The organism is Noviluteimonas caseinilytica (genome assembly GCF_018406605.1).
In the GTDB taxonomy this organism is placed as follows: domain Bacteria; phylum Pseudomonadota; class Gammaproteobacteria; order Xanthomonadales; family Xanthomonadaceae; genus Noviluteimonas; species Noviluteimonas caseinilytica.
Map to the genome: position 1 here is coordinate 3,220,214 of NZ_AP024545.1, position 26,793 is coordinate 3,247,006.

19 protein-coding genes, 1 tRNA gene and 2 pseudogenes are annotated in these 26,793 nt (G+C 69.1%); 13 read left to right on the plus strand and 9 right to left on the minus strand.

Going from position 1 to position 26,793, the window contains the following annotated elements; all coding sequences use genetic code 11:
* Window positions 1-45 precede the first annotated feature (45 nt).
* Window positions 46-504, plus strand: coding sequence for a ribonuclease domain-containing protein (locus LYSCAS_RS15720; RefSeq protein WP_244858768.1), 459 nt, complete (start codon window positions 46-48; stop codon window positions 502-504).
* The gene (locus LYSCAS_RS15725; RefSeq protein ID WP_213434981.1) at window positions 501-953 is read left to right on the plus strand and encodes a barstar family protein; all 453 of its coding nucleotides are present in this window, start codon (window positions 501-503) and stop codon (window positions 951-953) included. Before LYSCAS_RS15720 ends, LYSCAS_RS15725 begins: the two co-directional genes overlap by 4 nt.
* On the opposite strand, the pseudogene LYSCAS_RS16205 reads toward LYSCAS_RS15725, so the two are convergent.
* From LYSCAS_RS16205 to LYSCAS_RS15740, 4 genes and pseudogenes are all read right to left on the minus strand, one after another.
* Window positions 954-1,181: pseudogene (locus LYSCAS_RS16205) on the minus strand (ABC transporter ATP-binding protein); the annotation flags it as partial.
* An 83-nt stretch (window positions 1,182-1,264) separates the two neighbouring features.
* Window positions 1,265-2,849: pseudogene (locus LYSCAS_RS15730) on the minus strand (ATP-binding cassette domain-containing protein); the annotation flags it as partial.
* Between the two features lie 69 nt (window positions 2,850-2,918).
* Window positions 2,919-4,490: a protein adenylyltransferase SelO gene (locus LYSCAS_RS15735; protein ID WP_213434983.1), complete on the minus strand. Its 1,572-nt coding sequence runs from the start codon at window positions 4,488-4,490 to the stop codon at window positions 2,919-2,921.
* Between the two features lie 17 nt (window positions 4,491-4,507).
* Window positions 4,508-4,660 carry a hypothetical protein gene (locus LYSCAS_RS15740; RefSeq protein ID WP_213434984.1) on the minus strand — a complete coding sequence of 51 codons (153 nt, stop codon included), beginning with the start codon at window positions 4,658-4,660 and terminating at the stop codon, window positions 4,508-4,510.
* Between the two features lie 111 nt (window positions 4,661-4,771).
* Between LYSCAS_RS15740 and LYSCAS_RS15745 the strand changes: the two genes are divergently transcribed.
* The 9 genes from LYSCAS_RS15745 to LYSCAS_RS15785 all read left to right on the plus strand — a co-directional run bounded on the left by LYSCAS_RS15745 (window position 4,772) and on the right by LYSCAS_RS15785 (window position 19,986).
* The gene (locus LYSCAS_RS15745) at window positions 4,772-7,177 is read left to right on the plus strand and encodes a DEAD/DEAH box helicase (protein WP_213434985.1); all 2,406 of its coding nucleotides are present in this window, start codon (window positions 4,772-4,774) and stop codon (window positions 7,175-7,177) included.
* Window positions 7,174-8,052 (plus strand): ribonuclease H-like domain-containing protein, encoded by an 879-nt coding sequence (locus LYSCAS_RS15750; RefSeq protein ID WP_213434986.1) that lies wholly within the window; start codon window positions 7,174-7,176, stop codon window positions 8,050-8,052. Before LYSCAS_RS15745 ends, LYSCAS_RS15750 begins: the two co-directional genes overlap by 4 nt.
* A 161-nt stretch (window positions 8,053-8,213) precedes the next feature.
* Complete coding sequence (locus tag LYSCAS_RS15755; protein ID WP_213434987.1) at window positions 8,214-9,593, plus strand: hypothetical protein; 1,380 nt, start codon at window positions 8,214-8,216, stop codon at window positions 9,591-9,593.
* 390 nt (window positions 9,594-9,983) lie between these two features.
* The gene (locus LYSCAS_RS15760) at window positions 9,984-11,273 is read left to right on the plus strand and encodes a hypothetical protein (protein WP_213434988.1); all 1,290 of its coding nucleotides are present in this window, start codon (window positions 9,984-9,986) and stop codon (window positions 11,271-11,273) included.
* Window positions 11,274-11,305: 32 nt separating this feature from the next.
* The gene (gene dinB / locus LYSCAS_RS15765; protein WP_244858769.1) at window positions 11,306-12,358 is read left to right on the plus strand and encodes a DNA polymerase IV; all 1,053 of its coding nucleotides are present in this window, start codon (window positions 11,306-11,308) and stop codon (window positions 12,356-12,358) included.
* Window positions 12,359-13,008: 650 nt separating this feature from the next.
* Complete coding sequence (locus LYSCAS_RS15770) at window positions 13,009-13,749, plus strand: endonuclease/exonuclease/phosphatase family protein (protein WP_213434990.1); 741 nt, start codon at window positions 13,009-13,011, stop codon at window positions 13,747-13,749.
* On the plus strand, window positions 13,746-14,972 hold the full coding sequence (gene clsB / locus LYSCAS_RS15775) for a cardiolipin synthase ClsB (RefSeq protein ID WP_244858585.1): 1,227 nt from the start codon (window positions 13,746-13,748) through the stop codon (window positions 14,970-14,972). The genes LYSCAS_RS15770 and clsB overlap by 4 nt, the downstream gene beginning before the upstream one ends.
* Window positions 14,969-15,934 (plus strand): lysylphosphatidylglycerol synthase domain-containing protein, encoded by a 966-nt coding sequence (locus tag LYSCAS_RS15780; RefSeq protein ID WP_213434991.1) that lies wholly within the window; start codon window positions 14,969-14,971, stop codon window positions 15,932-15,934. Before clsB ends, LYSCAS_RS15780 begins: the two co-directional genes overlap by 4 nt.
* Window positions 15,935-16,005: 71 nt before the next feature.
* The gene (locus tag LYSCAS_RS15785) at window positions 16,006-19,986 is read left to right on the plus strand and encodes a PAS domain S-box protein (protein WP_213434992.1); all 3,981 of its coding nucleotides are present in this window, start codon (window positions 16,006-16,008) and stop codon (window positions 19,984-19,986) included.
* 571 nt (window positions 19,987-20,557) lie between these two features.
* Here LYSCAS_RS15785 and LYSCAS_RS15790 read toward each other — a convergent pair.
* Complete coding sequence (locus LYSCAS_RS15790; RefSeq protein WP_213434993.1) at window positions 20,558-22,306, minus strand: M1 family metallopeptidase; 1,749 nt, start codon at window positions 22,304-22,306, stop codon at window positions 20,558-20,560.
* A 269-nt stretch (window positions 22,307-22,575) separates the two neighbouring features.
* On the opposite strand from LYSCAS_RS15790, the gene LYSCAS_RS15795 reads away from it, so the two are divergent.
* A tRNA-Ala gene (locus LYSCAS_RS15795) sits at window positions 22,576-22,649 on the plus strand.
* A gap of 84 nt (window positions 22,650-22,733) precedes the next feature.
* Here LYSCAS_RS15795 and LYSCAS_RS15800 read toward each other — a convergent pair.
* The gene (locus LYSCAS_RS15800; RefSeq protein WP_213434994.1) at window positions 22,734-22,877 is read right to left on the minus strand and encodes a hypothetical protein; all 144 of its coding nucleotides are present in this window, start codon (window positions 22,875-22,877) and stop codon (window positions 22,734-22,736) included.
* A 106-nt stretch (window positions 22,878-22,983) separates the two neighbouring features.
* Between LYSCAS_RS15800 and LYSCAS_RS15805 the strand changes: the two genes are divergently transcribed.
* A complete protein-coding gene (locus LYSCAS_RS15805) occupies window positions 22,984-24,186 on the plus strand; it encodes a hypothetical protein (protein ID WP_213434995.1) in 1,203 nt (400 codons plus the stop codon).
* Here LYSCAS_RS15805 and LYSCAS_RS15810 read toward each other — a convergent pair whose 3' ends face one another.
* Genes LYSCAS_RS15810 through LYSCAS_RS15820 form a run of 3 tightly spaced genes read right to left on the minus strand, consistent with a single transcriptional unit; the run spans window position 24,187 to window position 26,791 of the window.
* The gene (locus LYSCAS_RS15810) at window positions 24,187-24,822 is read right to left on the minus strand and encodes an HD domain-containing protein (protein ID WP_244858587.1); all 636 of its coding nucleotides are present in this window, start codon (window positions 24,820-24,822) and stop codon (window positions 24,187-24,189) included.
* Window positions 24,823-24,870: 48 nt separating this feature from the next.
* Entirely contained in the window at window positions 24,871-25,479 is a 609-nt protein-coding gene (locus LYSCAS_RS15815) for a GIY-YIG nuclease family protein (RefSeq protein WP_213434996.1), read from the minus strand.
* A gap of 43 nt (window positions 25,480-25,522) precedes the next feature.
* A complete protein-coding gene (locus LYSCAS_RS15820) occupies window positions 25,523-26,791 on the minus strand; it encodes an RNA polymerase sigma factor (RefSeq protein ID WP_213434997.1) in 1,269 nt (422 codons plus the stop codon).
* Window positions 26,792-26,793 lie beyond the last annotated feature (2 nt).

Sequence of the window (26,793 nt, forward strand, 5' to 3'; positions counted from 1 at the left end):
GTATCGTGCGCCCGGTCCCCACTGGAAGGCGACATGCGCCGACACCTGCGCAATCCCTGGATCTGGGTGGCGGCCGCGATCCTGTTCGCGGCGTGGCTGTTCTGGCCGCGCACCGTGCAGTCGCCGGCGCCGCACGAAGTCCCGCCCGCACAATCGGCCCCCGCCACCGGCGGCGTGGCGGTCGCGGACAGCGCCGCAGTCGACACCGCGCCCCGATCCGCCCCCGCGCTCGACCTGCCGCCCGAAGCGCTGCACACCCTGCAACTGATCGCGCGCGGCGGCCCGTTCCCGCACCGGCAGGACGGCCAGGTGTTCGGCAACCGCGAACGCCTGCTGCCTCCGAAACCGCGCGGCTACTACCACGAGTACACCGTGGAAACGCCGGGCGCCGGCAACCGCGGCACGCGGCGCATCATCACCGGCGGACAGCCGGTCGAAGCCTGGTACTACACCGACGATCACTACGCGTCGTTCCGCGCGTTCGATGGAGCGCGCGCACGATGAGCGAATCGGGTTGGGAACTGGGGCTGTCGGACGCCGAGAACGCGGGCGTCTATTTCGTCACCGCCGATGACCTCGACACGCTCGGCGTCGCCGCGCGCGATGCGGGCCTGCACGTGCGCCGCATCGACCTGTCCGGCGGCGAGAAGCAGGCGATCCTGATGCGCATCGCGACCGCGCTGGACTTCCCGCGCACCTACGGCCGCAACTGGGATGCGTTGTCCGATGCGCTGCGCGACCTGTCGTGGATGCCGGGCACGGGCTACACGCTGCTGTTCGAGAACGCCGGCGACCTGCAGCAGGACGAAGGCGAAGACTTCGACACGCTGCTGGAGATCCTGGAGGAATGCGCGCAGGACTGGGGCAAGAGCGACGTGCCGTTCTGGTCGTTCCTGGCGCTGCCCGAATCGGTGTTCGACGAGATCGACGCGGCGGCCTCGCAGGACCACTGATCAGCCGGCGTCGAGCTCCGCCCAGCGCGCGTACGCGGTGTCGAGTTCCGCCTGCGCCTTCGCCAGGTCCGCGTTGTGCGCCACGATCGCGGTGCTGTCGCGCTGGAAGAACGTTGGCGCGTTCATCGCGTCGGTGAGCGCGGCCACTTTGGCTTCCAGCGTTTCGATCCGCGCCGGCAGCTGCTCGAGTTCCTTCTGTTCCTTGAAGCTCAGACGGCGTTTGGCGGCGGGTGCGGGCGTCGGCGGCGGTGCGGCGACGCGTTCCGAGTTCGGCGTATCGCGCACGAGCCGCGACGCAAGGTTGGCACTCGCCGGCGCGGGCCGCTGGCGCAGCCAGTCGGTGTAACCGCCGACGTATTCGCCGACCTTGCCGTCGCCTTCCATCACCAGCGTGGACGTCACCACGCGGTCGAGGAAGTCGCGGTCATGGCTCACCAGCAGCAGCGTGCCGGCGTAATCGCCGAGCAGTTCTTCCAGCAGTTCGAGCGTTTCGACGTCGAGGTCGTTGGTGGGTTCGTCCATCACCAGCAGGTTGGACGGCTGCGCAAACAGGCGCGCGAGCAGCAGGCGGTTGCGTTCGCCGCCGGACAGGCGCGTGATCGGGGCGCGCGCGCGTTCGGGCGTGAACAGGAATTCCTGCAGGTAGCCGAGCACGTGCTTGCGCTTGCCGCCCACTTCCACGAAGTCCTGGCCTTCCGACACGTTTTCCATCGCGGTCCAGTCTTCGCGCAAGGTGGCGCGTTGCTGGTCGAAGTACGCGATCTGCAAGCCGGTGCCGGGCTTGACGATACCGGCCTGCGGGGTGAGTTCGCCGAGCAGGAGTTTGAGCAGCGTGGTCTTGCCGCTGCCGTTGGGGCCGATCAGGCCCACGCGGTCGCCGCGGAAGATCGTGGTGGAAAGATCACGCACGAGGGTGCGTTCGCCGTACGCGAACGTCACGTCCTTCGCTTCGATCACCTTCTTGCCGGACGCCTCGCCCTGCGAAGCTTCCATGCGGACCTTGCCGGTGGCGTCGCGGCGCGCGGCGCGTTCGTTGCGCATGGCCTCCAGCCGGCGCACGCGACCTTCGTCGCGCGTGCGGCGCGCCTTGATGCCCTGGCGGATCCACGTTTCTTCCTGCGCCAGCAGCTTGTCGAAGCGCGCGTTCTCCTGCGCTTCGGCGTTGGCGCGTTCCTCGCGGCGGCGCTGGTAGTTGTCGTAGTCGCCGGGCCAGCTGGTGAGGCCGCCGCGGTCGATCTCGACGATGCGCGTGGCCAGCGCGCGCAGGAAGCGCCGGTCGTGCGTGACGAACACCAGGGCGCCGTTCCAGTTCTGCAGGAACTGTTCGAGCCAGTCGATCGATTCGATGTCGAGGTGGTTGGTGGGTTCGTCGAGCAGCAGCAGGTCGGGGCCCGACACCAGCGCGCGCGCGAGCAGCACGCGGCGCTTCATGCCGCCGGACAGGCGCGCGAACACGACCTCGCCGTCGAGCTGCAGGCGGTCGAGGATTTCCTCCACCTTGCGATCGAGCGACCAGGCATGCGCGGCTTCCACCTTCGCCTGGATCCGCGAGAGCGCGTCCATGTCGACGTGCTCGGCGTGCGCGATGTGGTGGTATTCCGCGAGCAACGCACCGGCTTCGCCGAGCCCGGCGGCGACCACATCGAACACCGTGCCCTGCGCACTGGCGGGCACTTCCTGTTCCAGGCGCGCGACGCGGCGGCCGTTTTCCAGGCGCACCTCGCCGTCGTCGGGCCGCAGGTCGCCGGACAGCAGCTTGAGCAGCGTGGACTTGCCCGCGCCGTTGCGGCCGATGAGGGCGATGCGTTCGCCGGGTTCGATGGACAGGGCGACGTCGTCGAGCAGGAGGGGACCGCCGACGGAGTAGTCGACGCCCTGGAGGGTGATCAAAGGCATCCCGGCATTCTACGGGGTTACCCCCTCCCCGGCCCTCCCCCTGCTGTCGCACGGGAGGGAGAAGATCTGTCAGCTGCTGCAGCTGAGCATCGAGCAACCGGCCTTGTCGCGGGCCCAATCGGGGCGGCGTCGCGCGAATTCTTCCCGGCCGGGCTGCTCGTCGTAGGGGCGGCGCATGACGTCGAGGAGTTCCGCGATGCCGGCTTCGTCGCCCTGCCCGGCCCGATCGATGACCTGCTGCGCGAGGTAATTGCGCATCACGAACTTCGGATTGACGGCGTCCATCGCGGCGCGACGCTCGGCGGCCGGGCGCGCATCTTCACGCAGGCGCGCGGCATGCAGGGTCAGCCATTCGACGAAACCCGGCGCGGTCTGCGTGCGCTTGTCCGGGTCGTAGAAGGCTTCGGCGAACAACGCACCTTCGACCTGCGCCGCGATCTCCGCCTCGGGATCGAAGCGCGACAGCGCACGGAACCACAACGTCATGTCCACTTCGCCGAGCTGCAGCAGCGCGAGCAGCGTTTGCATGGATTCAACGTCCGCATCGCGCGCGTCCCGCAGCCCGAGCTTCCCGGCCACGTTGGCGCGATCGGCTTCGACGAAGCGATCCATGAAGCGCTGCAGGCCTGCATTCAACGCCGCCACGTCGCCGAACAGCGGCGACAGCGCATGCGCCAGGCGCGTGAGGTTCCAGTAGGCGATCTTCGGTTGCCAGCCGAAGCGGTAGCGCTTGCCGCCGGCGTCGGTGGTGTTGGGCGTCCAGTCGGGATCGAAATCATCGATCCAGCCGTACGGGCCGTAATCGATCGTCAGCCCCAGGATCGACAGGTTGTCGGTGTTCATCACGCCGTGCACGAAGCCCACGCGCATCCAGTGCGCCATCAGCACCGCCGTGCGCTCGCACACGGTGGCGAACCAGTCGCCGTAGAGCGCTTCGCCCTGCCCCGCGAGTCCGGGGAAGTCGCGGGCGATGCAGAAATCGGCGAGCGCGCGCAGGCCGTCGATGTCGCCGCGCGAGTACGGGAGTTCGAAATTGCCGAAGCGGATGAACGACGGGCTGACGCGGCACACGATCGCGCCGGGCTCGGCCTGCGGGTGTCCGTCGTAGAACATGTCGCGCACGACCGCGTCGCCGGTCGACACCAAACTCAGCGCGCGCGTGGTGGGCACGCCGAGGTGGTGCATCGCTTCGCTGCAGAGGAATTCGCGAATCGACGAACGCAGCACCGCGCGGCCATCGGCGCTGCGCGAATACGGCGTGGGGCCGGCGCCTTTCAGTTGCAGTTCCCAGCGACGCCCATCGGCGCCCACGGTTTCGCCTAGGGAAATCGCGCGCCCGTCGCCCAGTTGCCCGGCCCACTGGCCGAACTGGTGGCCGCCATAGTTCGCGGCGAACGGATCCATCCCGGGCAACAACGCATTGCCGCCGAAGACCTGCGCGAATTCCGGCGACGCGATTTCGGCGTCGCCGATGCCGAGCGTCGCCGCCATTTCCGCCGAATGCGCGATCAGCCGCGGCGCCGCCACCGGCGTGGGCCGCACGCGCGACCACGCGGCCGCGACCTGGCGGATGCCCGGGCCCAGGTCCGGGTCGCCGGGCAGTTCGCGGAGGAAACGATTGTCGAAACGCAGCGCGCGCATGGCGCGAGGGTCCTTGGTCAGAACGGCCGCGGCATGCCGAGGAACGGCGCGAGCAGCCAGTAGATCCCGACCAGCACCAGGCCCCACAGCACGACCTTGAACAGCACGCCGACCACCTTGAAGGCGAGCCAGATGCAGACGATCACCAGCAGGATGCCGACCCAACTCATGCGCGCGTACCTCGAATCGATGATGGCCCGAGCTTACGGCATCCCGTGTTGCGATCTCATCGCGTGAGACCTGCATGGCCCCCAATGGCGGCCGTCGCAAGGAGACCGCCGATGTCCGCGCTCACGCTGTTCGATCCCCCCGCCCCGCCCGCACCGCGCATCCGCGACGGCGGCCTGCTCGCCACGCGCCTGGCCGGCAAGCACGCGGCACTGATCACCGGGCACTTCGTGATGCCGGCGCGCGAAGGACGTTACGCGGACTTCCCGGACGCGCTGCCGGAAAAACTCGCGACCGCCCTGCGCGCCCGCGGCCTGTCGCAGCTCTACGCGCACCAGCGCGCCGCATGGGACGCCACGCAACGCGGCGAGCACATCGTCGTCGCCACGCCCACCGCGTCGGGCAAGAGCCTGTGCTACACGCTGCCGGTCGTGGCGGCGGCGATGACGCAGCAGGCCAAGGCGCTGTACCTGTTCCCGACCAAGGCGCTCGCGCAGGACCAGGTGGCGGAGCTGATCGAACTCAATCGCGCCGGCGACCTCGGCCTGCGCACGGCCACCTTCGACGGCGACACGCCCGGCGACCAGCGCCAGGCCATCCGCCTCAACGGCGACATCGTGGTCAGCAACCCGGACATGCTCCACCAGGGGATCCTGCCGCACCACACCAAGTGGGCGCAGTTCTTCGAAGGCCTGCAGTACGTGGTGATCGACGAGATCCACAGCTATCGCGGCGTGTTCGGCTCGCACCTGGCCAACGTGCTGCGGCGGTTGAAGCGCGTGTGCGCGTTCTATGGCGCCTCGCCCACCTTCATCCTGTGCTCGGCGACCATCGGCAACCCGCAGGACCACGCCGAAGCGCTGCTCGAAGCCGACGTCACCGCGATCACCGATTCCGGCGCGCCCTCCGGCGAGAAGCACGTGCTGCTGTGGAATCCGCCCGTGGTCAATCCGGACCTCGGCCTGCGCGCCTCCGCGCGCTCGCAGAGCAACAAGATCGCGCGCACGGCGATCCGGTCGGGATTGAAGACGCTGGTGTTCGCGCAGTCGCGCACGATGGTCGAGGTGCTCACCAAGTACCTGAAGGATGTCTTCGACCACGATCCCCGCAAGCCCGCGCGCATCCGCGCGTATCGCGGCGGCTACCTGCCCACCGAGCGGCGCGAAGCGGAACGCGCGATGCGCGAAGGCCGCATCGACGGCATCGTGTCGACGTCCGCGCTGGAACTGGGCGTCGACATCGGCAGCCTGGACGTCGTGGTGCTCAACGGCTATCCGGGCTCGGTCGCCGCGACGTGGCAGCGCTTCGGCCGCGCCGGGCGCCGGCAGCAGGCGTCGGTCGGCGTGCTGGTCGCCAGCTCCGATCCGCTCGACCAGTACGTCGTGCGCCATCCGGAATTCTTCTCGGCGGCGTCGCCCGAACAGGCGCGCATCGCGCCGGACCAGCCGGTGATCCTGCTCGACCACATCCGCTGCGCCGCGTTCGAACTGCCGTTCCTCGAGAACGAACGCTTCGGCCCCGTCGATCCGCAGGTGTACCTGGAGCTTCTCGCGCAGGACGGCGTGGTGCACGCCGAAGGCGGCCGCTGGGAATGGATCGCCGACAGTTATCCGGCCAACGCGGTGAGCCTCCGCTCGGTGGCCGACGGCAACTTCGTGGTGGTGGATCGCACCGACGGGCGCCAGGTGATCATCGCGGAAGTCGACTACGCGTCCGCGCCCCTGATGCTCTACGAAGGCGCGATCCACATGGTGCAGTCCACGCCTTACCAGGTGGAACGCCTGGACTGGGAAGGCCGCAAGGCCTACGTCACGCGCACGCACGTCGACTACTACACCGACGCCATCGACTACACCAAGCTCAAGGTGCTCGAACGCTTCGATGGCGGCATCGCGGGCGCGGGCACGTGCCACCACGGCGAAGTGCACGTCGTGCGGCGCGTGGCGGGCTACAAGAAGATCCGCTACTACACGCACGAGAACATCGGCTACGGCCCGGTCACGCTGCCCGACCACGAGATGCACACGAGTGCGCTGTGGTGGCAGCTGGCGCAGGAGACGCTGGATGCGCGGTTCGCGTCGCGGCAGGACGCGCTGGATGGGTTCCTCGGTGCGGCGCATGCGTTGCACGTGGTCGCCAAGGTGGCCGTGATGGCGGACGCGGCCGACCTGCAGAAGGCGGTGGGCAGCGGCGATGGCGCGTGGTTCGCCACCACCGACGGCCGCGGGCGCGGGCAACTGCGCAGCGCCGACGGCGGCGAATCCGATCCCGAGGTGCACGATCGCTTCGTGCCCACGGTGTTCCTCTACGACAACTATCCCGGCGGCGTGGGCCAGAGCGAACCCTTGTGGCGCCGCCAGCGCGACCTCGTGCAGCACGCGCGCACGCTCGTCGAAGGTTGCGACTGCAAGGCGGGTTGCCCCGCGTGCGTGGGCCCGGTGCTCGAACTGCAGGAATCCCTCGTCGATTCGCCGCGCGCGCTCGCGTTGCGCGTGCTGCAGGCCCTGGAGGCCGCGTGAGCATCACCCTCGAGAAACTCCAGCGACTCAAGCGCCAGGCCGGTGGCGAGATCGCACCACGCGAACCGGCACCACTTCCCGCCCCGCCCGCGCGGCCCACGTTCGCGCCGCGGCCCGCGCAGGCGTCGATCGAACAACTGCGGCAACTGCTGCGCATCCGCGCGCCGTCGCCGCCGCTGTGTCCACCCTCGACCGATCGCGCGTTGCCCGGCATCGAAATCGCACCGGGCCTGCACCTGCGCGAAGTGCAGGTGGCCGACGACGCGGTGCCTGCCACGTTCTGCGGCGTCTTCGATCGCAAGGACGCGCTCGATGCCTCGCGCATGCTGTTCTTCGACACCGAAACCACGGGCCTGGCCGGTGGCACCGGCACGCGCGCCTTCATGATCGGCGCGGCGGACTGGCACGGCGGCGCGCTGCGCATCCGCCAGCTCACGATGCGCACGATGGCCGCCGAGCAGGCCATGCTCGATGCCTTCCGCACGTGGGTAGCACCCGACACGCTGCTGGTCAGCTACAACGGCAAGTGCTACGACGCGCCGCTGCTCGCCACGCGCTATCGCCTGGCGCGGCAGACCAATCCGCTCGCGGGACTGGCGCACGTCGACCTGCTGTATCCGACGCGCCGTGCGTATCGCGGCGTGTACGAAAACTGCCGCCTGGCCACCATCGAACGCCAGGTGCTGCGCATCGTGCGCGAGGACGACCTGCCCGGTTCCGAAGCGCCCGCGGCGTGGTTGGCGTTCCTGCGCGGCGGCAGCGCGCAGAACCTGCGGCGCGTGCTCGCGCACAACCACCAGGACGTGGTGTCGCTGTCGCGCCTGCTGCGGCATCTCAGTGCGATGCATGTGCGTACTGCAGAGTTGGCCGGCTGAAACATTCATGCGGTGTCACGCATTCACGAATGTCGCGTGTCCTGCACGCGGACGCGTCGGCGTTGGCTGAGTGGCGACTTCAATCCCATGCGGTAGTCCGCGATCAGGGCGCGGATGAAGCGGAAGTCGTCCCTCCGACCTTCCCACAGGGGATACAACGCATGTACTCGACTCCCACCCCCGCCACGCGCCTGCGCGCGGCTACCCTCGCCGTCGCGCTCGTCGCGGCCCTGTCCGGCGGCGTCGTTTCCGCCGCCGCCATCCACGGTGCGATCTTCACTTCCGATGTAGCAGGCAACGTCAACGTCAACCAGTACGAAAGCAAGGCCGACGTCTATCTCAATGGTGGACCGAAGAGCAATTGTGCCGCCGCCGGGGTGGACGACGGCACGTACGTCTACCAGATCACCAATCCTTCCGGCACCGTGCTCCTGAGCAGCGACGACATCAGCCACCGCGAGTTCACCGTGGTGGCGGGCGTCATCACGTCGGCCACCGACCACGTCACCGTCGCCGGCGATTGCGGCGGCGTGCGCGTGCAGATGGCGCCCTTCGACGACACGCCCAACAACGGCGGCGTCTACAAGGCCTGGATCACCCGCAAGTCCGATTACATCGCCAACGGCAACACGTTCCGCCCGAGCGACACGAAGACGGACAACTTCCACGTCAAGCAGCCCGCCGTCGAACCGGAACTGGCCGACCTCACCGTCTACAAGTTCTACGACTTCAACGGCAACGGCGTGTGGGATTCGGACGAGCAGCCGCTGTTCGGCTGGGCGATGCGCGCGCAGAGCGGCAACGGCTTCGATGCCACGCAGCTCACCGAATCGCCGGATGGCCTGACCAACTTCCTGGGCCTGGACACCGCCGACAACCCGTACATGGTGACCGAAGGCACCGCGGGCGGCACGTGGTCGCAGACGACGTCGATGGTCAATGGCGTGCCGACGGCAAGCTCGCCGGAAAACCCGGTCACGGGCCTCACCCTCGTGGTGGGCGACACGACCGAAGTCATCTTCGGCAACTACTGCACGTGCAAGAGCGGCGGCAAGGCGAAGAGCTGGTGGGTCACCACGAGCGGCCAGACCAAGGTCAACGACGGTGGTTCGATGAACCCCGAGTTCAACGTGCTCAACGCGCTGAACCTCAAGACGGCCGCGGGGGCGGACTTCACGCTCAACACCGCGCTGCCGCAGGCCGACAACTGGACCAACCTGACGACGTGGTTGAACAGCACGAGCACGACCAACATGGCGTACTCGCTGTCGCGCAACCTGGCGATCCTGCGGCTCAACATCGAAGCGGGCTACATGGTCAACACCAACTTCTATGCCCCCGCCGGCGCCACGATCGCGCAGTTGCAGACCGATGCGAACGACGCACTGGGCATCGATGGCCTCACCCCGGTCGGCGATCCGAACCGGGCCGTGCAGACGCAACTGAACACCTGGCTGGTGAACCTCAACAACGCCGCCACGGTGATCCGTTCCAAGCCGTGCCCGTATTCCTTCGCACCGGCGCTTCCGCCGCCGAACTGACGTTCGGTCGTCGCAAACCAAAGGAAAGGGAGGGCCGCGCGAGCGGCCCTCTTTTTTGCACCCTACCGAGCAACCATCCGATTTCTTTCCACGGCGAGCCGTGGAAAGAAGGGAGCCGCTGGCGCCTCAGGGGAGAGGTAGAAACACCGCGCCAGCCGACGGACCCGGGCTGTTGCCCTCAAGGCTGCGTCCTCGACTCCCTGCCTGCGCCCGGGGATCCACGGAGGAGGGGCAGGCGCGGGCAGGAAACCATGCATGCGCGGCGCGCACCATTGCGCCCGGGGGCAAACCCGCCCTGCCCTTGCGTGCGAACGCCCGGTGCATGCCGCTTGCACCTTGCATGCGGCAGCGCGTTTTGCCAGCCTGCGCGCAGCGTTTCCGGGGGATGGAATGAGCACGCAGGAAAGCGACCAGTTGCCGCGCCACACCACGCCGACCTGGGAAGTCGAGTTGCTGATTTCCGGCGTCGCCGTGTTCGCGATGCTGCAACTGCCGGATCTGCTCGACCGCATGATCCTGGAGTCCGCGCCCCGCTTCATCGATCGCTGGGCCAAGCTGCTGTGGCTGGTCTACATCTATGCCAAGAGCGCGGCGCTGATCCTCGCAGCGACGTTCGTCATCCACCTGCTGCTGCGGGCGCGCTGGATCGCGCTGGTCGGCATGCTGTCGATCTATCCCAGGGGCGTGGACTGGAACAACTTCCAGCTCGGGCCCAACGCGCGCGAAATCGAAGCGCAGCGCCTGGGGCGCATGGAGGATGCGATCGACCGCGCCGACAACCGCGCCACGATGGTGTTCGCGCTCGGCGTGGTGCTCGCCTCCATCCTGTGCATGATCACGCTGGTGGTGGCGGTGATGTTGGGGGCGGCGTGGATCCTGGAGACGCGCCTGCACTACTCGGTCAACACCAACTGGATCGCCTGGAGCGCCGCCGTGGTGATGGTGCCGTACGGCGTGGCGATGCTGTTCGATCGCCGGTTCGGCGACCAGCTCGCACCGAACGGGCTCACGGCACGCGGGCTGCGCGCGGTGCTGCGCGGCTACACGCGCTTCGGCATCGGCATGGCCAACAACCCCGCGCTCGCGTTGCTGTCGAGCCATCGCGGGCGGCGGCGCACGATCCTGATGATCGTCGGCGTCTTCATGCTGGCCGTATTCGCGGCGAGCACCAGCTATTACCTCGCGCGCGAGCCCGATGCGCTGGGCAGCTACGAAGGCTATCCAGATGCCGATGCCCTGCACACGCGGCAGCTGGATGCAGCGCATTACGACGACCGCCGCGATCCGATGCGCAGCCGCGTCGCACCGTACATCCAGTCGGCGGTGGTCACCGGGCCGTACGTCGAGCTGGTGATTCCGTGGGAACCCGATCGCGATGGCCCCGCGATGCGCCGCGCGTGCGGCGCCAACGCCGATCCGCTCGCGTGCTACGCCAGCCACGTGCGCGGCGTGTTCGTCGATGGCACGCGCCAGCCGGTGGCCTTCGAACTCGGCGAAGACGCGCGCACCGACCGTCCTGCGGTCGTGGCGATGATCGACGTCCGCGGGCTCGCGCCGGGTCGGCACGAACTGCGCATCACCCGCGCGCAGCGCATCCGCGACGAAGACTCGCAGCGCGTGGATCCCCTCAAGCCGATGAAGCGGGACGCCGCGTACGAAGTCCTGCCGTTCTGGCGGTGAACGACACCCCGCGCAAGATCCTGCACGTCGACATGGACGCGTTCTACGCGTCGGTGGAGCAGCGCGACGACCCGGCGCTGCGCGGCCGGCCCGTGGTCGTCGCTTGGCGCGGCGCGCGGTCGGTGGTGTGCGCCGCGAGTTACGAAGCGCGCACCTTCGGCGTGCGCTCGGCGATGCCCGCGGTGCGCGCCGAACGCCTCTGCCCGCAGGCAGTGTTCGTGCCGCCGGACTTCGTGCGCTACAAGGCCGTCTCGAAGCAGGTGCGCGAAATCTTCGCCCGGCACACCGACCTGATCGAACCGCTCTCGCTCGACGAGGCCTACCTCGACGTCACCCACACCTTCACCGGCCTGCCCAGCGCCACCGCCACCGCGCAGGCCATCCGCGCCGCGATCCGCGAAGAGACGCACCTCACCGCCTCGGCGGGCGTGGCACCCAACAAGTTCGTCGCGAAGATCGCGTCGGACTGGAACAAGCCCGATGGCCTGTTCGTCGTCCGCCCGCACCAGGTGGAAGCGTTCCTCGCGCCGTTGCCCGTCGGGCGCTTGCCCGGCGTCGGCAAGGTGATGGAAGGCAAGCTCGCGGAACTCGGCGTCGCCACCGTCGCGGACCTGCGCGCACTGGGCGGCGCCGCGCTCGAACAACGCTTCGGTCGCTGGGGACGCCGTCTGCACGAACTCGCGCACGGCATCGACGACCACCCCGTGCAACCCGAACGCCCGACGATGCAGATCAGCGCGGAAGACACGTTCGAAAGCGACCTGCGGTTGAGCGAACTCGAACCCCACATCCGCCGCCTCGCGGAGAAAGCGTGGGCCGGCTACGAAAAGGAACGCGCGACGCCGCAGGGCCGCATCGCGCGCACGGTGGTCCTCAAGCTCAAGACCGGGGACTTCCGGACCCTGACGCGCAGCCTGACGCCGCCGGAGCCGCCGACGTCGGTCACCGAAGTGGCCGAAATCGCCTGCGCGTTGCGCGAGCGGGTCGACCTGCCCTCGCGCACCCGCTATCGCCTGGTGGGGGTGGGCCTCTCGGGTTTCGTCGACGCCGACCGCCTGGCCGCCCAGCACGATCTGTTCGGCTAGTGGGTTCAACCTCCTCCGGCCCGGCGCTCCGCCGCGATGAGGGCAATAGGTCCTTGCCCGGCGCGTTCCGCTATCCCTGCTCCAGGCACCGGCCGTGCGCCATCCATGGCGCACTTCAAGGACCTATTGCCCTCATCACGTCGAAGCGCTTCGCGACCGGAACGTTGCGACGCTGCGTGGGAGTAGCGCCTTGCACCGAATCTCTGTGTTGCTGGCGAACAGCTGCACTCGGACGGACGGCGCACTGCACGCCCAGCCAATCCCGCTCCGCTACCTCGCCATCCCTGGCTGCGAGCAACGGCGCCGCCCATCCATGGGCGGCTGGGCGGGATTGGCTCGGCGTGCGGTGCGCCTCACCGATACGTTGCTGGCCGCGGCTTCGGGTTGGGGAAGCAGAGCATCGCTACTGGTGCGTCAATCGCTGGCGCTTTGCTTGCGCAACAGAATTTACGAAAGGACCAGTTTCGTCGCTGCTCATTGATAGAGAGCCCCCTTTGAGTCAAAGGGGGCGGCGCGACAGCGCGGGGGAATGTGGGTGTACAGGGCTGGGGCCCGAAGTTTGCGCAGCAAACTTTGGGAGCGCTTTGGCGCGCCCGCGCCAAAGGGCTGCCTGAATGCGCTCCTCACGGTCGGCCACCGACAATGGCCCCATGCCGACCCTCACGGTCCTCACCCTCAACGCCCACATGGGCTTCGACCTGCTCAACCGGCGCTTCGTCCTGCACGAGCTGCGCGAGGCCGTGCGCAGCGTGTCGGCCGACCTCGTCTTCCTCCAGGAAGTCATGGGCGAGAACGCGCGGCATGCGAAGAGGCACGCGGCCTGGCCCGCGGCCACGCAGTACGACTTCCTCGCCGACACGCTCTGGCCCCACGCCGCCTACGGGCGCAATGCGGTCTATCCGCACGGGCACCACGGCAACGCCTTGCTTTCGAAGCACCCGATCGCGGCGCATCGCAACCGCGACGTCTCCATCCAGGGACACGAAGAGCGCGGCCTGCTGCACGCGGAGATCGCGATTCCGGGCAGCCCCGTGCTGCACGCCATCTGCGTGCACCTGGGCCTGCGCGAATCGCATCGCCGCGAACAGTTGCGGCTGCTGTCCGCCGTGGTGCACGACGAGATCCCCGCCGACGCGCCGTTGGTGATCGCGGGCGACTTCAACGACTGGCGCGTGCGCGGCCATGCGCTGGTGAAAGCCTGCGGCCTGCGCGAAGTGTTCGAAGCGGCGAACGGCCGCGTCGCGCGCACCTTCCCCGCCCGCCTCCCGCTGCTGCCGGTGGATCGCATCTACGTGCGCAACGTCGAAGCGCATGCGCCGCGCGTGTTGTCGGCGCGCCCGTGGTCGCACTTGTCCGACCACGCCCCGCTCGCCGTGGAGGTGCAGTGGTGAGCCCGCACGTGCCGCCGCTGCCGTGGCGCCATCCGCGCACGCCGGGCCCGTGGCGCGATGGCAATCGCATCACGCTGCTGGAGAACGGCGAACAGTTCTTCCCCGCCGCGTTCGCCGCCATCGCCGGCGCGCAGCGCGAAGTGCTGCTCGAAACCTTCATCCTGTTCGAAGACCAGGTGGGCCGCGACCTGCAACGCGCGCTGATCCAGGCCGCCAACCGCGGCGTGCGCGTGGACCTCACGATCGATGGCTACGGCTCGCCGTCGTTCACGCCGGAATTCCTGTCCGAGCTCGTCGCCGCCGGCGTGCGCGTGCACGTGTTCGATCCGCACCCGGGCTGGCTCGGCATCCGCGTCAACGTGTTCCGCCGCCTGCACCGCAAGTTGCTGATCGTGGATGGCATGCGCGCCTTCATCGGCGGCATCAATTTCTCGGTGGACCACCTCGCCGGTTCCGGGCCGGAGGCGAAACAGGATTACTCGGTCGAACTCGAAGGTCCGATCGTCGGCGACCTGCTCAGCTTCGCGCGCGCCGCGGCGGCGGGCGACGGCACCGGCGAAGCGTGGCGCCATCCGGCCGAGGTCTCGCGCGACACCGCCGGCACGGCGTCGGTGCTGTTCGCGCTGCGCGACAACCGCCATCGGCGACGCGGCATCGAGCGCGAATACCGCCGCGCGATCGCCAACGCGCAGCGCGAGATCATCATCGCCAACGCGTACTTCTTCCCCGGCTTCGGGTTCCTGCGCGAATTGCGGCGCGCGGCGAAGCGCGGCGTGCGCGTGTGCCTGATCGTCGCCGCCGAATCCGACACGCCCATCGCGCATCCCGCCACGCGCACGCTGTACCGGCACCTGTTGTCGGCGCAGGTGGAGATCGTCGAATACTGCGAGCGTCCCTACCACGGCAAGGTCGCGATCATCGACGACGACTGGGCGACGATCGGTTCGAGCAACCTGGATCCCTTGAGCCTGTCGCTGAACCTGGAGGCCAACATCTTCGTGCGCGACCGCGCCTTCGTGCAGGCGTTGCGCGCCAGCCTCGACGCGCTGCGCCAGCGCCAGTGCCACGCGATCGAGCGCACGCAGCTCGGGCCGCGCCGCTGGTGGCACGCGATGGCGCGGCCGGTGCTCTTCCACGTGCTGCGGCGCTTCCCGCGCTGGGCCGGCCTGCTGCCGGCGCACACGCCGCGCAAGCAGATCCTCAGCGCGGAACAGACGGCATGAAGCGCGTGCGACATCCCGCATGGCGGCGGTTGCGGCACGTGCTGTTCGCCGCGTTCCTCGTGCTGGTCGCGGTGCTGCTGGTGCGCGCGGCGCGCGGCATCGCGTGGCACGAAGTGTGGGCGGCGTTGCGCGCGCTGCAGCCGTCGACGCTCGCCATCGGGCTGGCGCTCACCGCCGCGAGCTATCTCGTCTACGGTGGCTACGACCTCGCCGGCCGCGCCTATGCGCAGCACGACCTGCCCGCGCGCCGCGTGCTCGCGATCGCCGCGGTGGCGTACGCGTTCGCGCTGAACATCGGCGCCCTGCTCGGCGGCGCCGGTTTCCGCTTGCGGATGTACGCGAAGGACGGCGTACCGCTCGGCAAGGTCACGCGCGTGATCGTGTTTTCCGCGGCGACCAACTGGATCGGCTACCTCGTGCTGGCCGGGACGTTGCTCGCGAGCGGACAGGTGTCGCTGCCGCCGGCGCTCGCCATGCATGGCCTGGGCGATGCCACGGTGTTGCGCGTGCTCGGTGGCGTGATGCTCGCGCTCGGCGTGGCGTACCTGCTGGCCTGCCGCGCCACGCACGGGCGGATCTTCCATGCGCGCGGGCACCATTTCCGCTTCCCGAGCCTGCGCCTGGCACTACTGCAGATCGCGCTGTCGGTCGCGAACTGGTCACTGATGGGCGCGGTGGTCGCGACCTTCCTGCCGCAGGCCGGGTATGCGGCGGTGCTGACGGCGCTGCTGCTGGCGTCGGTCGCCACCGCGCTGGTCCACATTCCCTCGGGCATCGGCGTGCTGGAAGCCGTATTCATCGCGATGCTCGGCCACGCGGTGCCGGCGCCGCGCCTGATCGCCGCCCTGCTCGCCTACCGCGCCTGCTACTACCTCGTGCCGCTGGCGTTCGCGACCCTCGGGTTCGCTGTCATGGAACTGCGCGGTCGCCGTGCAATCCTCGGGGCCCCGGCCAACGGCTGAGGCAGCGGCCGGTGTGCACGTCGCCGTGCGTTGCCTCCGGATAGGGTCGCCGTCGGAAGTCGAGGAAGACCATGGATGCGAAAGCGCACGAGTCCGACCCTCGCCCGGTGGAAGGCGAGTGGTTGCGGCGCGTCCGCGAATTCGACTGGTCCGCCACGCCCCTGGGGCCCCTCGCCGCCTGGCCGCCCACCTTGCGCAGCGCGCTGGCGGTGCACGAAACCGAGATCGACCACCTGCGCCGCCTGCAGGCCCTGAGCACGCGCCTGGTGCGTGACGACGAGGACGAAGACGGCCTGCTGCAGGACGTGATGGCCGCAGCGATCGCGATCGTCGGCGCCGACAGCGGCGAACTGCGCCTGGTGCGCGACGACGGCAGCCTGGACCTCATCGTCACCCAAGGCCTCGAGTCCGACTTCCATCGCTTCATCGATGCGACCGAAGCCACGGCCGCCGCGGCCGAAGCCGCGCGCGGTGCACGCCGCGTGCTCGTCGAATCGGTGCGCGGCTCCGAACTCTTCGGCCCCGGCGCGCACGATGCCCTCGCCCGCGCGGGCGTCGGTGCGTTGCAGGCCTCGCCGCTGCTCGCGCGCGACGGGCGCGTGCTCGGCGTGCTCAGCACGCACCATCGCGACGCGGTGCCCGGCGAGCGCGACCTGTTGCTGCTCGACCTGCTCTCGCGCCAGGCCGCCGACTGGATCGAACGCGCGCACGCCGCGGGCCGCCTGGAACACAGCGAGCGTCGCCTGCAGACGATCCTCAACCAGACCGTCGCGGGCGTGATGGTGCTCGACGCCGACGGCCGCATGAGCTACGTCAATCCGTGGTGGTGTCGCACGCTGGGGTACCGCGAGGAAGAATTGATCGGGCGCTACGTCGCGTACATCGTCGATCCGGCGTGCGTGGAAATCGCGGCCGACGGCCTGCGCCAGCTCGAAGCCGGCGCACCCAGCCTCACGCTCGAGAAGCGCTACCGCGGCAAGGACGGCCAGAGCCTGTGGGGCAGCGCGAGCATCAATGCCTTGCGTGGACCGGATGGCCGCTACGAAGGCTGCGTGGCGGTCGTCGTCGACATCGGCGGACACAAGCGCCTGGAGGATTCGTTGCGCGAGCAGGCCAGCCGCCTGCAACTCGCGTTGTCGACCGGGCGCCTGGGCACGTGGCACATCAACCTGCAGACGCTGGAGGTGCAGGCCTCCGACCAGTGCAAGGCGAACTTCGGATTGCGGCCCGACGAACCGATGGATTTCCGTCGCGTCTTCGAACACCTGCTGCATCCGGAGGATCGCGCCGCGATGCGCCGCGCGCTGGCCGACACCAATGCCGCGCATGCCGACTACGACGCCGAGTTCCGCGTGGTGTGGCCCGACGGCAGCGTGCACTGGATCGTCTCGCGCGGCCGCGCCACGCACGACGCCAGGGGGCGCGCGGTGGCGATGACCGGCGTGAACTTCGACGACACCGAACGCCGCGGCGCCACCGAGCGCCTGCAGCAGAACGAAGCGCTCCTGCAACGCACGATCGAAGACGCGCCGCTCGCGCTCGCGCTGCACGCCGACGATGGCCAGATCCTGCAGCTCAGCCGCAGCTGGGTGGAACTGACGGGCTATTCGCTCGAGGACGCCCCGATCCTGCAGGCGTGGCTGCGCCGCGCGTACGACGTGCGCGACGGGGACTTCGCCGAACGCATCGCGCAACTGTTCGAAGCCGAACACGCGATGCTGCAGACCGACGTGGAGATCGTCACCCGCGGCGGGCAGCCGCGCACGTGGAGCCTGAGTGCGTCCTCGCCCGGGAAGCTGCGCGACGGTCGCCGCTTCGTCGTGGCGATGGCGCTGGACATCACCGAGCGCAAGCGCGCCGAAGCGTTGTTGCGGCGTTCGGCGGCGCGCGCGGCGTATCGCGTGGTGCTGAGCGACGCCTTGCGCACGCTCGCCGATCCCGAAGCCATCCAGCGCGCGGCGGCCTCCACCCTGTGCGAGCACCTGCGCGCCGATCGCGCGATGTACGGTGAAGTGCAGGAAGACGGCGACACGGTGCATGTCACCGTCGACCACGTGCGCGCGGGCATGCCGTCCATCGTCGGCGACTATCGCCTCGTCAATTTCGGCGAAGACCTCGCCCATCGCCTGCGCGACGGCCGCACGGTGGTGCTGGACGATGCGCACGTGGCGAGCACGCTGGGCGTCGACGAACTCGCCGAATACGCGCGCGTGCAGGTGCGCGCGCACGTCACCGTGCCGCTGGTGAAGGACAGCCGCATGGCGGCCGTGCTCAGCGTGCACCAGGCCACGCCGCGCCTGTGGACGGGCGACGAGATCGCGCTGATCGAGGAGACCGCCGAGCGCACGTGGGCCGCGATCGAACGCGCCCGCGCCGAAGCCGCCGTGCGCCAGAGCGAAGCGCGCCTGGAAGACCAACTCGCCGATGCCACGTTGTTGCAAAGCATCAGCGCCGAGCTCGTGCACGAAGACGACCAGCAGCAGCTGTACGACCGCATCGTGGCGGCGGCGATGGCGATCATGGATTCGCAGTTCGCGGTGCTGCAGCGCCTGCATCCCGAGCGCGGCGACGGCGGCCAGCTCGAATTGCTGTCCGCGCGCGGCTTCGACGAAGACGCCGCGCGCCCCTGGCACTGGATCGACGCGGGCCCGCAATCGCAGAGTTGCAGCGCGGCGTCGCTGCGCCTGGGCCATCGCAACATCGTGCCCGACGTGGTCGCCTGCGCGGAGATGGACGGCTCCGCCGACCTCGAACGCTACCGGCACACCGGGATCGCCGCCGTGCAGAGCACGCCGCTGTTCGCGCGCGATGGCCAGGTGGTCGGCATGTTGTCCACGCACTGGTCGACGCCGCACGCGCCCGCCGAGCGCGACCTGCGCCTGCTCGACATCCTGGCCCGCCAGGCCGCGGACCTGATCGAACGCCGCCAGGCGCTCGAAGACCTGCGCGCCGCCGACCAGCGCAAGGACGAATTCCTCGCCACGCTCGCGCACGAGTTGCGCAATCCCCTCGCCCCGCTGCGCAACTGCCTGCACATCCTGCGCGCGCGCGAAGGCGACGACGCGCAGATGCGCAAGCTGCACGGGATGATGGAACGCCAGGTCGCGAACATGGTGCGCCTGGTCGATGACCTGATGGAGGTCTCGCGCATCACGCGCGGCGAGATCGAACTGCGCCGCCAGCGCGTCACGCTGCGCGAAGTGCTCGAAGGCGCGGTGGAAACCAGCCGCCCGCTGATCGAACAGGCCGGCCACCATTTCCATTTCGACCTCACGGCAGAACCGCTGCCGCTGGACGCCGACCCGATGCGCCTGGCGCAGGTGTTCACCAACCTGCTCAACAACGCGGCGAAGTACACGCCGTCCGGCGGCGAGATCACGCTGCGCGCCACGCGCGACGGCGGCGTGGCCGAAGTGCTGGTGCGCGACAACGGCATCGGCCTGCCGCAGGACATGCTGACGCAGGTCTTCGACATGTTCACGCAGAGCGAGCATGGGCGCGCGCATTCGCAGGGCGGCCTCGGCATCGGCCTGACGCTCGTGCGCAGCCTGGTGGAACAGCACGGCGGGACGGTGGAAGCGCGCAGCGACGGCGTGGGCCAGGGCAGCGATTTCGTCGTGCGCCTGCCGCTGGTCGCCTCGAAGGTGCAGGAGACAAGCGCAGGCGATTGGCCGATCGTGCGCGCGCCGGAGGCGATGTCGATCGTGATCGCGGACGACAACCACGAGAGCGCCGATTCGATGGCGCTGTTCCTGCAGATGCGCGGGCACGACGTGCGCACGGTCTACGACGGACGCGCGTGCCTGGAAGCGATCGCGGAACGTCGTCCGGACGTGGTGCTATTGGACTTGGGCATGCCGGTCCTGGATGGCTTCGAAACCTGCCAGCGCATCCGCTCGATGCCGGGCGGCGACCACATCGCGATCATGGCGACGACGGGCTGGGGCCAGGATGCGGACCGCCAGCGCAGCGCGCAGTGCGGCTTCGATGCGCACCTGGTGAAGCCGGTGGATCCGGCGTTGTTGCTTGCGCGGTTGGACGCGCTGCACTGATGGCTCGCCGATCCTGCGAAAACAGGAATCCATGGGGCGCTGCAGAAGCCCGCCTGGGGTGAAGACCGCGTCGCCCGAACCCGCGGCGGGGTAAGAATTTCTCGCCGACGTGGCGGCGAAAATTCTCACCCCACCACGGGCTGGGGCATAACCTTGCGCGCCTTTTCGATCAAAGGGCCGACCTCAATTTGAGTCGCTGGCGTGCGTGTGACGCACGCGCAACCCAATCACTGCTTTCGAGACAAGAGCCCGAAGCACCAGCTCTCCTGCCTAATGTGTGCGAGGCACAGACTTGGACTGGCGCATCGCTTGCCAGAGAGCAGTGAGGCATTTCAGATGCGAGGGCTCGAGGTGGGCGAGCGCCTCCCTCCGGAGAAGGTGTGTTCGCCAGCGGCCATCAGATGCGGTGCTGGAACTACTACGACGTGTTGGCGAAAACCAGACCGCGACGAGGTCCGACGCGGCACGTCGCGTGTCTCTTTTTCGCTGTGGCAGCGGAAAAGAGACATGCGATGGGACGTGGCGGAGCGCCCTCACTGGGTGTCCCCGCCTTCGCGGGGACGACGCGGCGTCAGCCAGCGGCGGCCTTGCTCTTCGCTTCGGCCTTCTCGCGATCCGTCTTGTCGCGCTGGAACTCGTCGATGAAATCCAGCTGGCGGAGGAGCTTGGACTGCGGATCCAGCGTGTACGACTCGTGCTCGCCGATGTGCACGCTGCCCGTGCCGTCGCGCATTTCCAGGCGATGCACGCGGTCGCCGACACGCACGTCCACCGGCATCGGGAACGGCTTGTCGCCCGGCACCTGCCAGCGCAGCTCCAGCGTGTCGCCTTCGCGCGTGGCCTGCAGGTCCGGCAACTTCGGCTGGTACAGGTACACGTCGAAGAACCACTGGTAGTCGCGGCCCGTCACCTGCTTCACCGCGGCGATGAAGTCCTTCGTGTCCGCGTAGCGCGGCTGGAAGTTGCCCGGTTTGGGATCGGTGCGGCCGTACACGAGCAGGCGCGTGGCGTCGAAGAACGCCTTGTCGCCGATCAGCGCGCGCAGCGAATGCAGCAGGAACGACGCCTTGTAATAGATGTCGTGGCCCGGGCCCTTGTCGTCGCTGTACACGTCCTCTTCCAGCATGGGGCGGCCGGCGACGATCGGATGCTGGTTGGCCAGCGTGGCGCGCTGCTTCATCAGGTTGGCGTAGTACGCCATGTCGCCGCGCAGCCACTGCATGTACAGCGGTTGCATGTAGGTGCCGAAGCCCTCGTGCAGCCACATGTCGTCCCAGTCCTTGTTGGTGACCTGGTTGCCGAACCACTCGTGCGCGAACTCGTGCTCCAGCAGCCAGTCGTAGCCGTACTCGCTCTTCTTGTACTCGTTGCCGTACGCGTTGATGGTCTGGTGTTCCATGCCCAGGTGCGGCGTTTCCACCACGCCCATCTTCTCGTCGCCGAAGGGATACGGGCCGATCATCTCTTCGAAGAAGTCGAGCATCGGCGCGAATTCCGCGAACAGGCCCTTCGCCTTCGCCTCGCGATCCCTGAGGTAATAGAACCGCAGCGGGATCGTGTTGCCGAAGCGCGACTTGTAGTCGGCCTGCAGCACCTGGTACGGGCCGATGTTGAGCGAGATCGCGTAGGTGTCCGGGTTGCGCGTCTTCCAGTGGTACGTGCGCCAGCCGTCCTTCTCGTCCATGCCCAGCAGCACGCCGTTGCCGGCCGACACCAGCGGCGCGGGCACGGTGACGTGCTGCGTGACTTCCTCCGGTTCGGCCATCGGGTGGTCGATGCACGGCCAGAACAGGTCGCAGCCGTTGCCCTGCACGGCGCTGGCGATCCACGGTTCGCCCGTCGGCGCCTTCGCCCACACGAAGCCGCCGTCCCACGGCGCGCGTTCGGCGATGTGCGGCTGGCCGTCGTAGCGGATGCGCAGCGTCGCGCGGCCGCCTTCGGCCAGGGGTGCGGCGAGCGGGATCGTCATGCGGCCTTCGGGGTTCTTCCACTGCCCCGCGGGCACGGCCTTGCCGTCGACTTCGACGGACGCGACATGGAAGTTGCGATCGAAATCCACGACGAGCGCATTGACCGGATGCAGCGCGCGGAACGTCAGCGTCGCATCGCCCGTGATGCGCTTCTTCGCCGGTTCCACCTTGAACGCGAGGTCGGCTTTCTCGAACACCACGGCTTCCTGTTCCGGCGCGCGCGGCAGGCCGGTCTGGAGCGTGGTGGGGGTCAGCGGTGGCTGCTTGGTGTCGGCCGGGGCGGCGACCGCGGCGGACGCGGCGACCAGGGCAAGCGCGGCGAGCGCGGAACGGGAAGCGCGGTGCGGCATTCGGGGATCCTCGGCTGAGCGCGCGACGATGCCACACGGGGCGCGCCCGGGTCATCCCTGCCGCAAGTCATCGCCACCGGTCGGGCCGGTCGACCAGCCGCCGGCACCAGAGATTTCGCGCAGAAAAAAAGGCCAGTCCGAAGACTGGCCTTTTCGTGTAGCTCAACGCCTTTCGGCGCTGCATTTCGAGTCGCGGGCGTAGTTTCCACGGTTCTTTCCCGAGTGCAACCCCCGGCGTGGTGTTCTGCTAATTTCCCGTCGCGGTGTTTGCCTCGGTAGCTCAGCGGACAGAGCATTTCGAGTCGCATCTTAAAGGTCGGGGGTTCGAATCCCTCCCGGGGCGTTTTTTGACCATGCCGCCAGCGTGCCCGGCACGCGGCAGGACTCGCGAACCTGCACTAGGCCCCGAAAGGGGCCTTTTCATTTTTCAGGGCGAGAGGCCGGCGACCTGCGTATCGGCGGCGGGCGCGGCGTTGCGATAGCCCGTGAATCCGAGGGCGGCCATCATCGCGGCGCACAGCGTGGCGCGGGCGGCGATGACGCGGAGGCGACGGCGGAGCTTCCTGTTCATGCGATGCAATCCCCTGTGGTGGCGCCAGCGTCGGGGAGCGGCCGTGGGCGCCGCGTGAACCTTCCGCACTGGCGCCGGGCGCGGCCAGGGCGGCAGGCTGCAGCGCATGTGGAACCGGCCTGCCCTCGCCTTCTTTTCGCTCGCCTTCGCGCTGACGGCCCATGCGGCCGGACCGGAACGCGTGGAGGCGCGGATCGCCACGGCGGCGGATCCGGCCCAGCAGTACGCGCTGTTCGTGCCGAAGGATGCGGGCGCGAATGCGCCGCTGCTGATCGTGCTGGATCCGCGTGGCCGCGCGGTGGCCACGCGCGATTTCGTCATCGAAGCAGCGCGTGCGCGCGGCTGGATCGTGATGAGCTCGTGGCAGAGCCGCAGCGACACGGACGAAGCGGTGACGCTGCGTGCGCTGGACGCGCTGTGGAAGGAATCGGCGCGCTATCCGCACGATGCGCGGCGCGTGTATCTCGCGGGCATGTCGGGGACGGCGAAGACCTTGTGGGTGGTGGCGCCGAAGCTGCACGTCGCGGGATTGCTGGGCAGCGCGGGCGGGCGTCCGCCGGAACTGCCACCGCTCACGCGCAATGCGCCCGCGTTCCAGGGCTTCACCGGGATGTCGGATTTCAACCATCGCGAGATGTTCGCGCTCGATGCAGCGCTCGCCGGCGTCGGCACGCCCCATCGCCTCGACGTGTCTCCCGGCGGGCATGGCTGGCCGCCGGTCGAAGCGTTCGCCGATGCGCTGGCGTGGTTCGACCTGCAGGCGATGCGCAGTGGGCGGATGCCGCGCGATGCGGCCTTCATCGAACAGCGGTTCTCGGCGTGCACGACGGCGGCGGATGCGGGCTTCGATGCGCTCGAACGTTGGCGGCTGCAGGCGCAATGCGTGCGCGACTTCGAGGGATTGCGCGATGTGGCTGCGCTGCGGACCAACGTCGATGCCTTGGAGAAGTCCTCCGACGTCGCGCGCCTGCGCAGCCAGGACGACAAACTCGCCGCCGACGAACGCCGCTACGCGCGCCGCTTCGACGCCTGGCGCGAACGTTTCGGCCGGCGTTTCGTGGAAGGCCTCGAACAACCGCCGTTGCCCCTCAACGAATCCCTGCGCCAGTTGCAGATCGCAACGCTGCGCAAACGCGCGGCCGATGCGGACCCGCGCGTCGCCGCCTCCGCGCAACGCCTCCTCGCCTGGGTGCACGCCGCCGCTGCGTTCTACCTTCCCGCGCAGTTCGATGCGAAGGGCGACCACAATCGCGCGGTGGCGCTGGGTGATCTGGCGGAGGCCACGGCGCCGGTGGACGACGCGGAGTGATCACCGCTTCGTCGTGATCGCCCGGCGCAGGTTGCTGCGTGCCTGCGCATCCAGGCGCTCGTGGAAGTATTCGCTGACGTAGATGCGCTCGCGCGCGAGCAAGCCTTTCAGGAACCGCTTGCGGTTGATGGTGAACAGCCATCCCGGCACCACGCCGCGATACTCCGCCGCGATGCCGCGGTCGTACGCATCGAACACCTCGGGCGGCGCACCGAGGATCGCCATGTCGCAGTCGAGGAACAGGCGCGTGTCCGCATCGCGCCCCGCTCCCGGGAAATCCGCGGGCGACCAGGTGCCGTGCCGCGCGGTCATGTCGATCAGGGCCGCGACGCGATCCAGGTCCAGGCCGTCGCGCGGCCATTGCGCGAACTGCGCGCGCGCCAGGTCGGCCGATCGCGCTTCGTTGTCCTTCGCACCCGCGATGTAGATCGCGTCGTGGTAGAGGATCGCCGCCGCGACTTCTTCCGGCTGCGTCCATCCCGGCCCGGTCGACACGTCGACGAAATGCTTCAGGACTTCGCCCACGTGCGCGAGGCAGTGGTACGCGCGCGGCGGCGTGGCATAGGCCGTCGCGATGGCCGCCTGCTGCGCGGGCGGCACGGCGAACGGCATCAGGTCGAAGGGCGCGTCGGGCATGGCGCGATCATGTCCGAAAACGGCGCGCCATGGCGCGTTGGGTGCGCGTCAACGCAGGCGGACATACCAGGCGAGCACCGGGGGCGGCAGCCACGGGGCCAGGTCGATCCCCAGTGCGTCGTACGCATCGAGCCCATCGCGCACGGTGCGATGCGTGGGAGGCGCGACCCAGCGGTCCGCCTCGGCCAGCGCATCGAGGTCGAGCATCGCGGTCGTCCACGAGAACAGCAGGTCCGCGCGTTGTTCCAGCGCATGGCGCAACCAGCCGCGCAGCGGCGCATGCACCACGTGGCCGGCGTCGCGCAGGGCGAGCGCCGTCCCGGCCAGCGACTCGTACGCGCCGCGAAACCACTCGCGCTTGCCGCCCGCGTCCTCGCGCACGGTGAGCGGCGCGGGCGCGTTGTGCGCTTCCAGCAGGCGGCGTTGCTGGAGTTCGAGCTTGCGTGCGTCGGGCACGGATTCGGTCTCGACGGACAACGCGCGATCGAGGTCGAAGAATTCGAACCAGCGCGAATGGAGCTGCTGCATGCGCGACAGCGGATCGCGCGAGAACCCGACCTTCAGCAGGTCTTCGCCCGCGCACGGCAGCACGTAGAGATGGCAGGGGCCGCGGCTCCGGGTGCCGCGCGCGGCGGGGTCGTTGCGATCGATGGGCATGGGCGCAGCATCGCGCACCGGATGCGATGGCGCGGTGGACGCCTCAGGACAGGGCGTCTGCGCGGCGTCGCAACAGCGCGGCTTCGCGGGCGTTGCGCGCCAGTGCGGCGGCCCGCGTGAATTCGCCGCGCGCTTCATCGGTGCGCCCGAGTTTCGCCAGCAGGTCGCCGCGCACGCTCGGCAACAGGTGGTAGTCGCGCAACGCGGGCACGTCGACCAGCGCATCGACGACATCGAGGCCCGCCTGCGGCCCGAACGCCATCGCGAACGCCACCGCGCGATTGAGTTCCACCACCGGCGAGGGAAAGCGCTGGGCGTGCACGTCGTACAGCGCCGCGATGCGACGCCAGTCGGTGTCTTCGGCGGTGGGCGCGCGCGCATGGCACGCGGCGATCGCGGCCTGCAGCGCATACGGGCCCTGTCCGCCCAGGCGTTCCGCGCGCTGCAACGAGGCCAGCCCGCGCCCGATGTACAGGCGATCCCAGCGGCCGCGTTCCTGGTCGAGCAGCAGGATCGGCGTGCCGTCGTGCGCGATGCGCGCGGCCAGGCGCGAGGCCTGGATCTCCATCAGCGCGACCAGGCCGTGCACCTCGGCTTCGTTCGGCGCGAGCGCGGCGAGGATGCGGCCGAGGCGCAGCGCTTCGTCGCACATCGCCGGACGCGTCCAGTGTTCGCCACTGGTGGCGGCATAGCCTTCGTTGAAGATCAGGTAGACGACGTTGAGCACGGCGGCCAAACGCTCGGGCAGCGCATCGCGGCCCGGCACTTCGAATGGAACATGCGCTTCCGACAGCGTGCGCTTGGCGCGCACGATGCGTTGCGCGATCGTCGGTTCCGGCACGAGGCAGGCGCGCGCGATTTCTTCCGTCGTCAGGCCGCCGAGCAGCCGCAGCGTGAGCGCGACCTGCGCATCCACCGACAACACCGGGTGGCACGCGGTGAACACCAGGCGCAGCACGTCGTCGCCGATGCGATCGTCCGCGGCTTCCTCGGGATCGGCGCCGGCGAGCGCGGGTTTCCAGTCGTCGTCGTGGTCCACGTCGACCTGTTTGCGCGCATGCAACTGGTGTTGCCGCATGCGGTCGATGGCGCGGCGCTTGGCGGTGGCCATCAGCCACGCGCCGGGCTTGTCGGGCACGCCGTCGCGCGTCCAGTGTTCGAGCGCGGCGAGGAAGGCGTCCTGCGCGAGTTCCTCGGCCAGGCCCACGTCGCGCACCATGCGGGCCAGGCCCGCGATGAGCCTGGTGGATTCGATGCGCCACACCGCTTCGATGGTGCGGCGGACGTGGCCTTCCGGATCGGTGTGCGCCATGG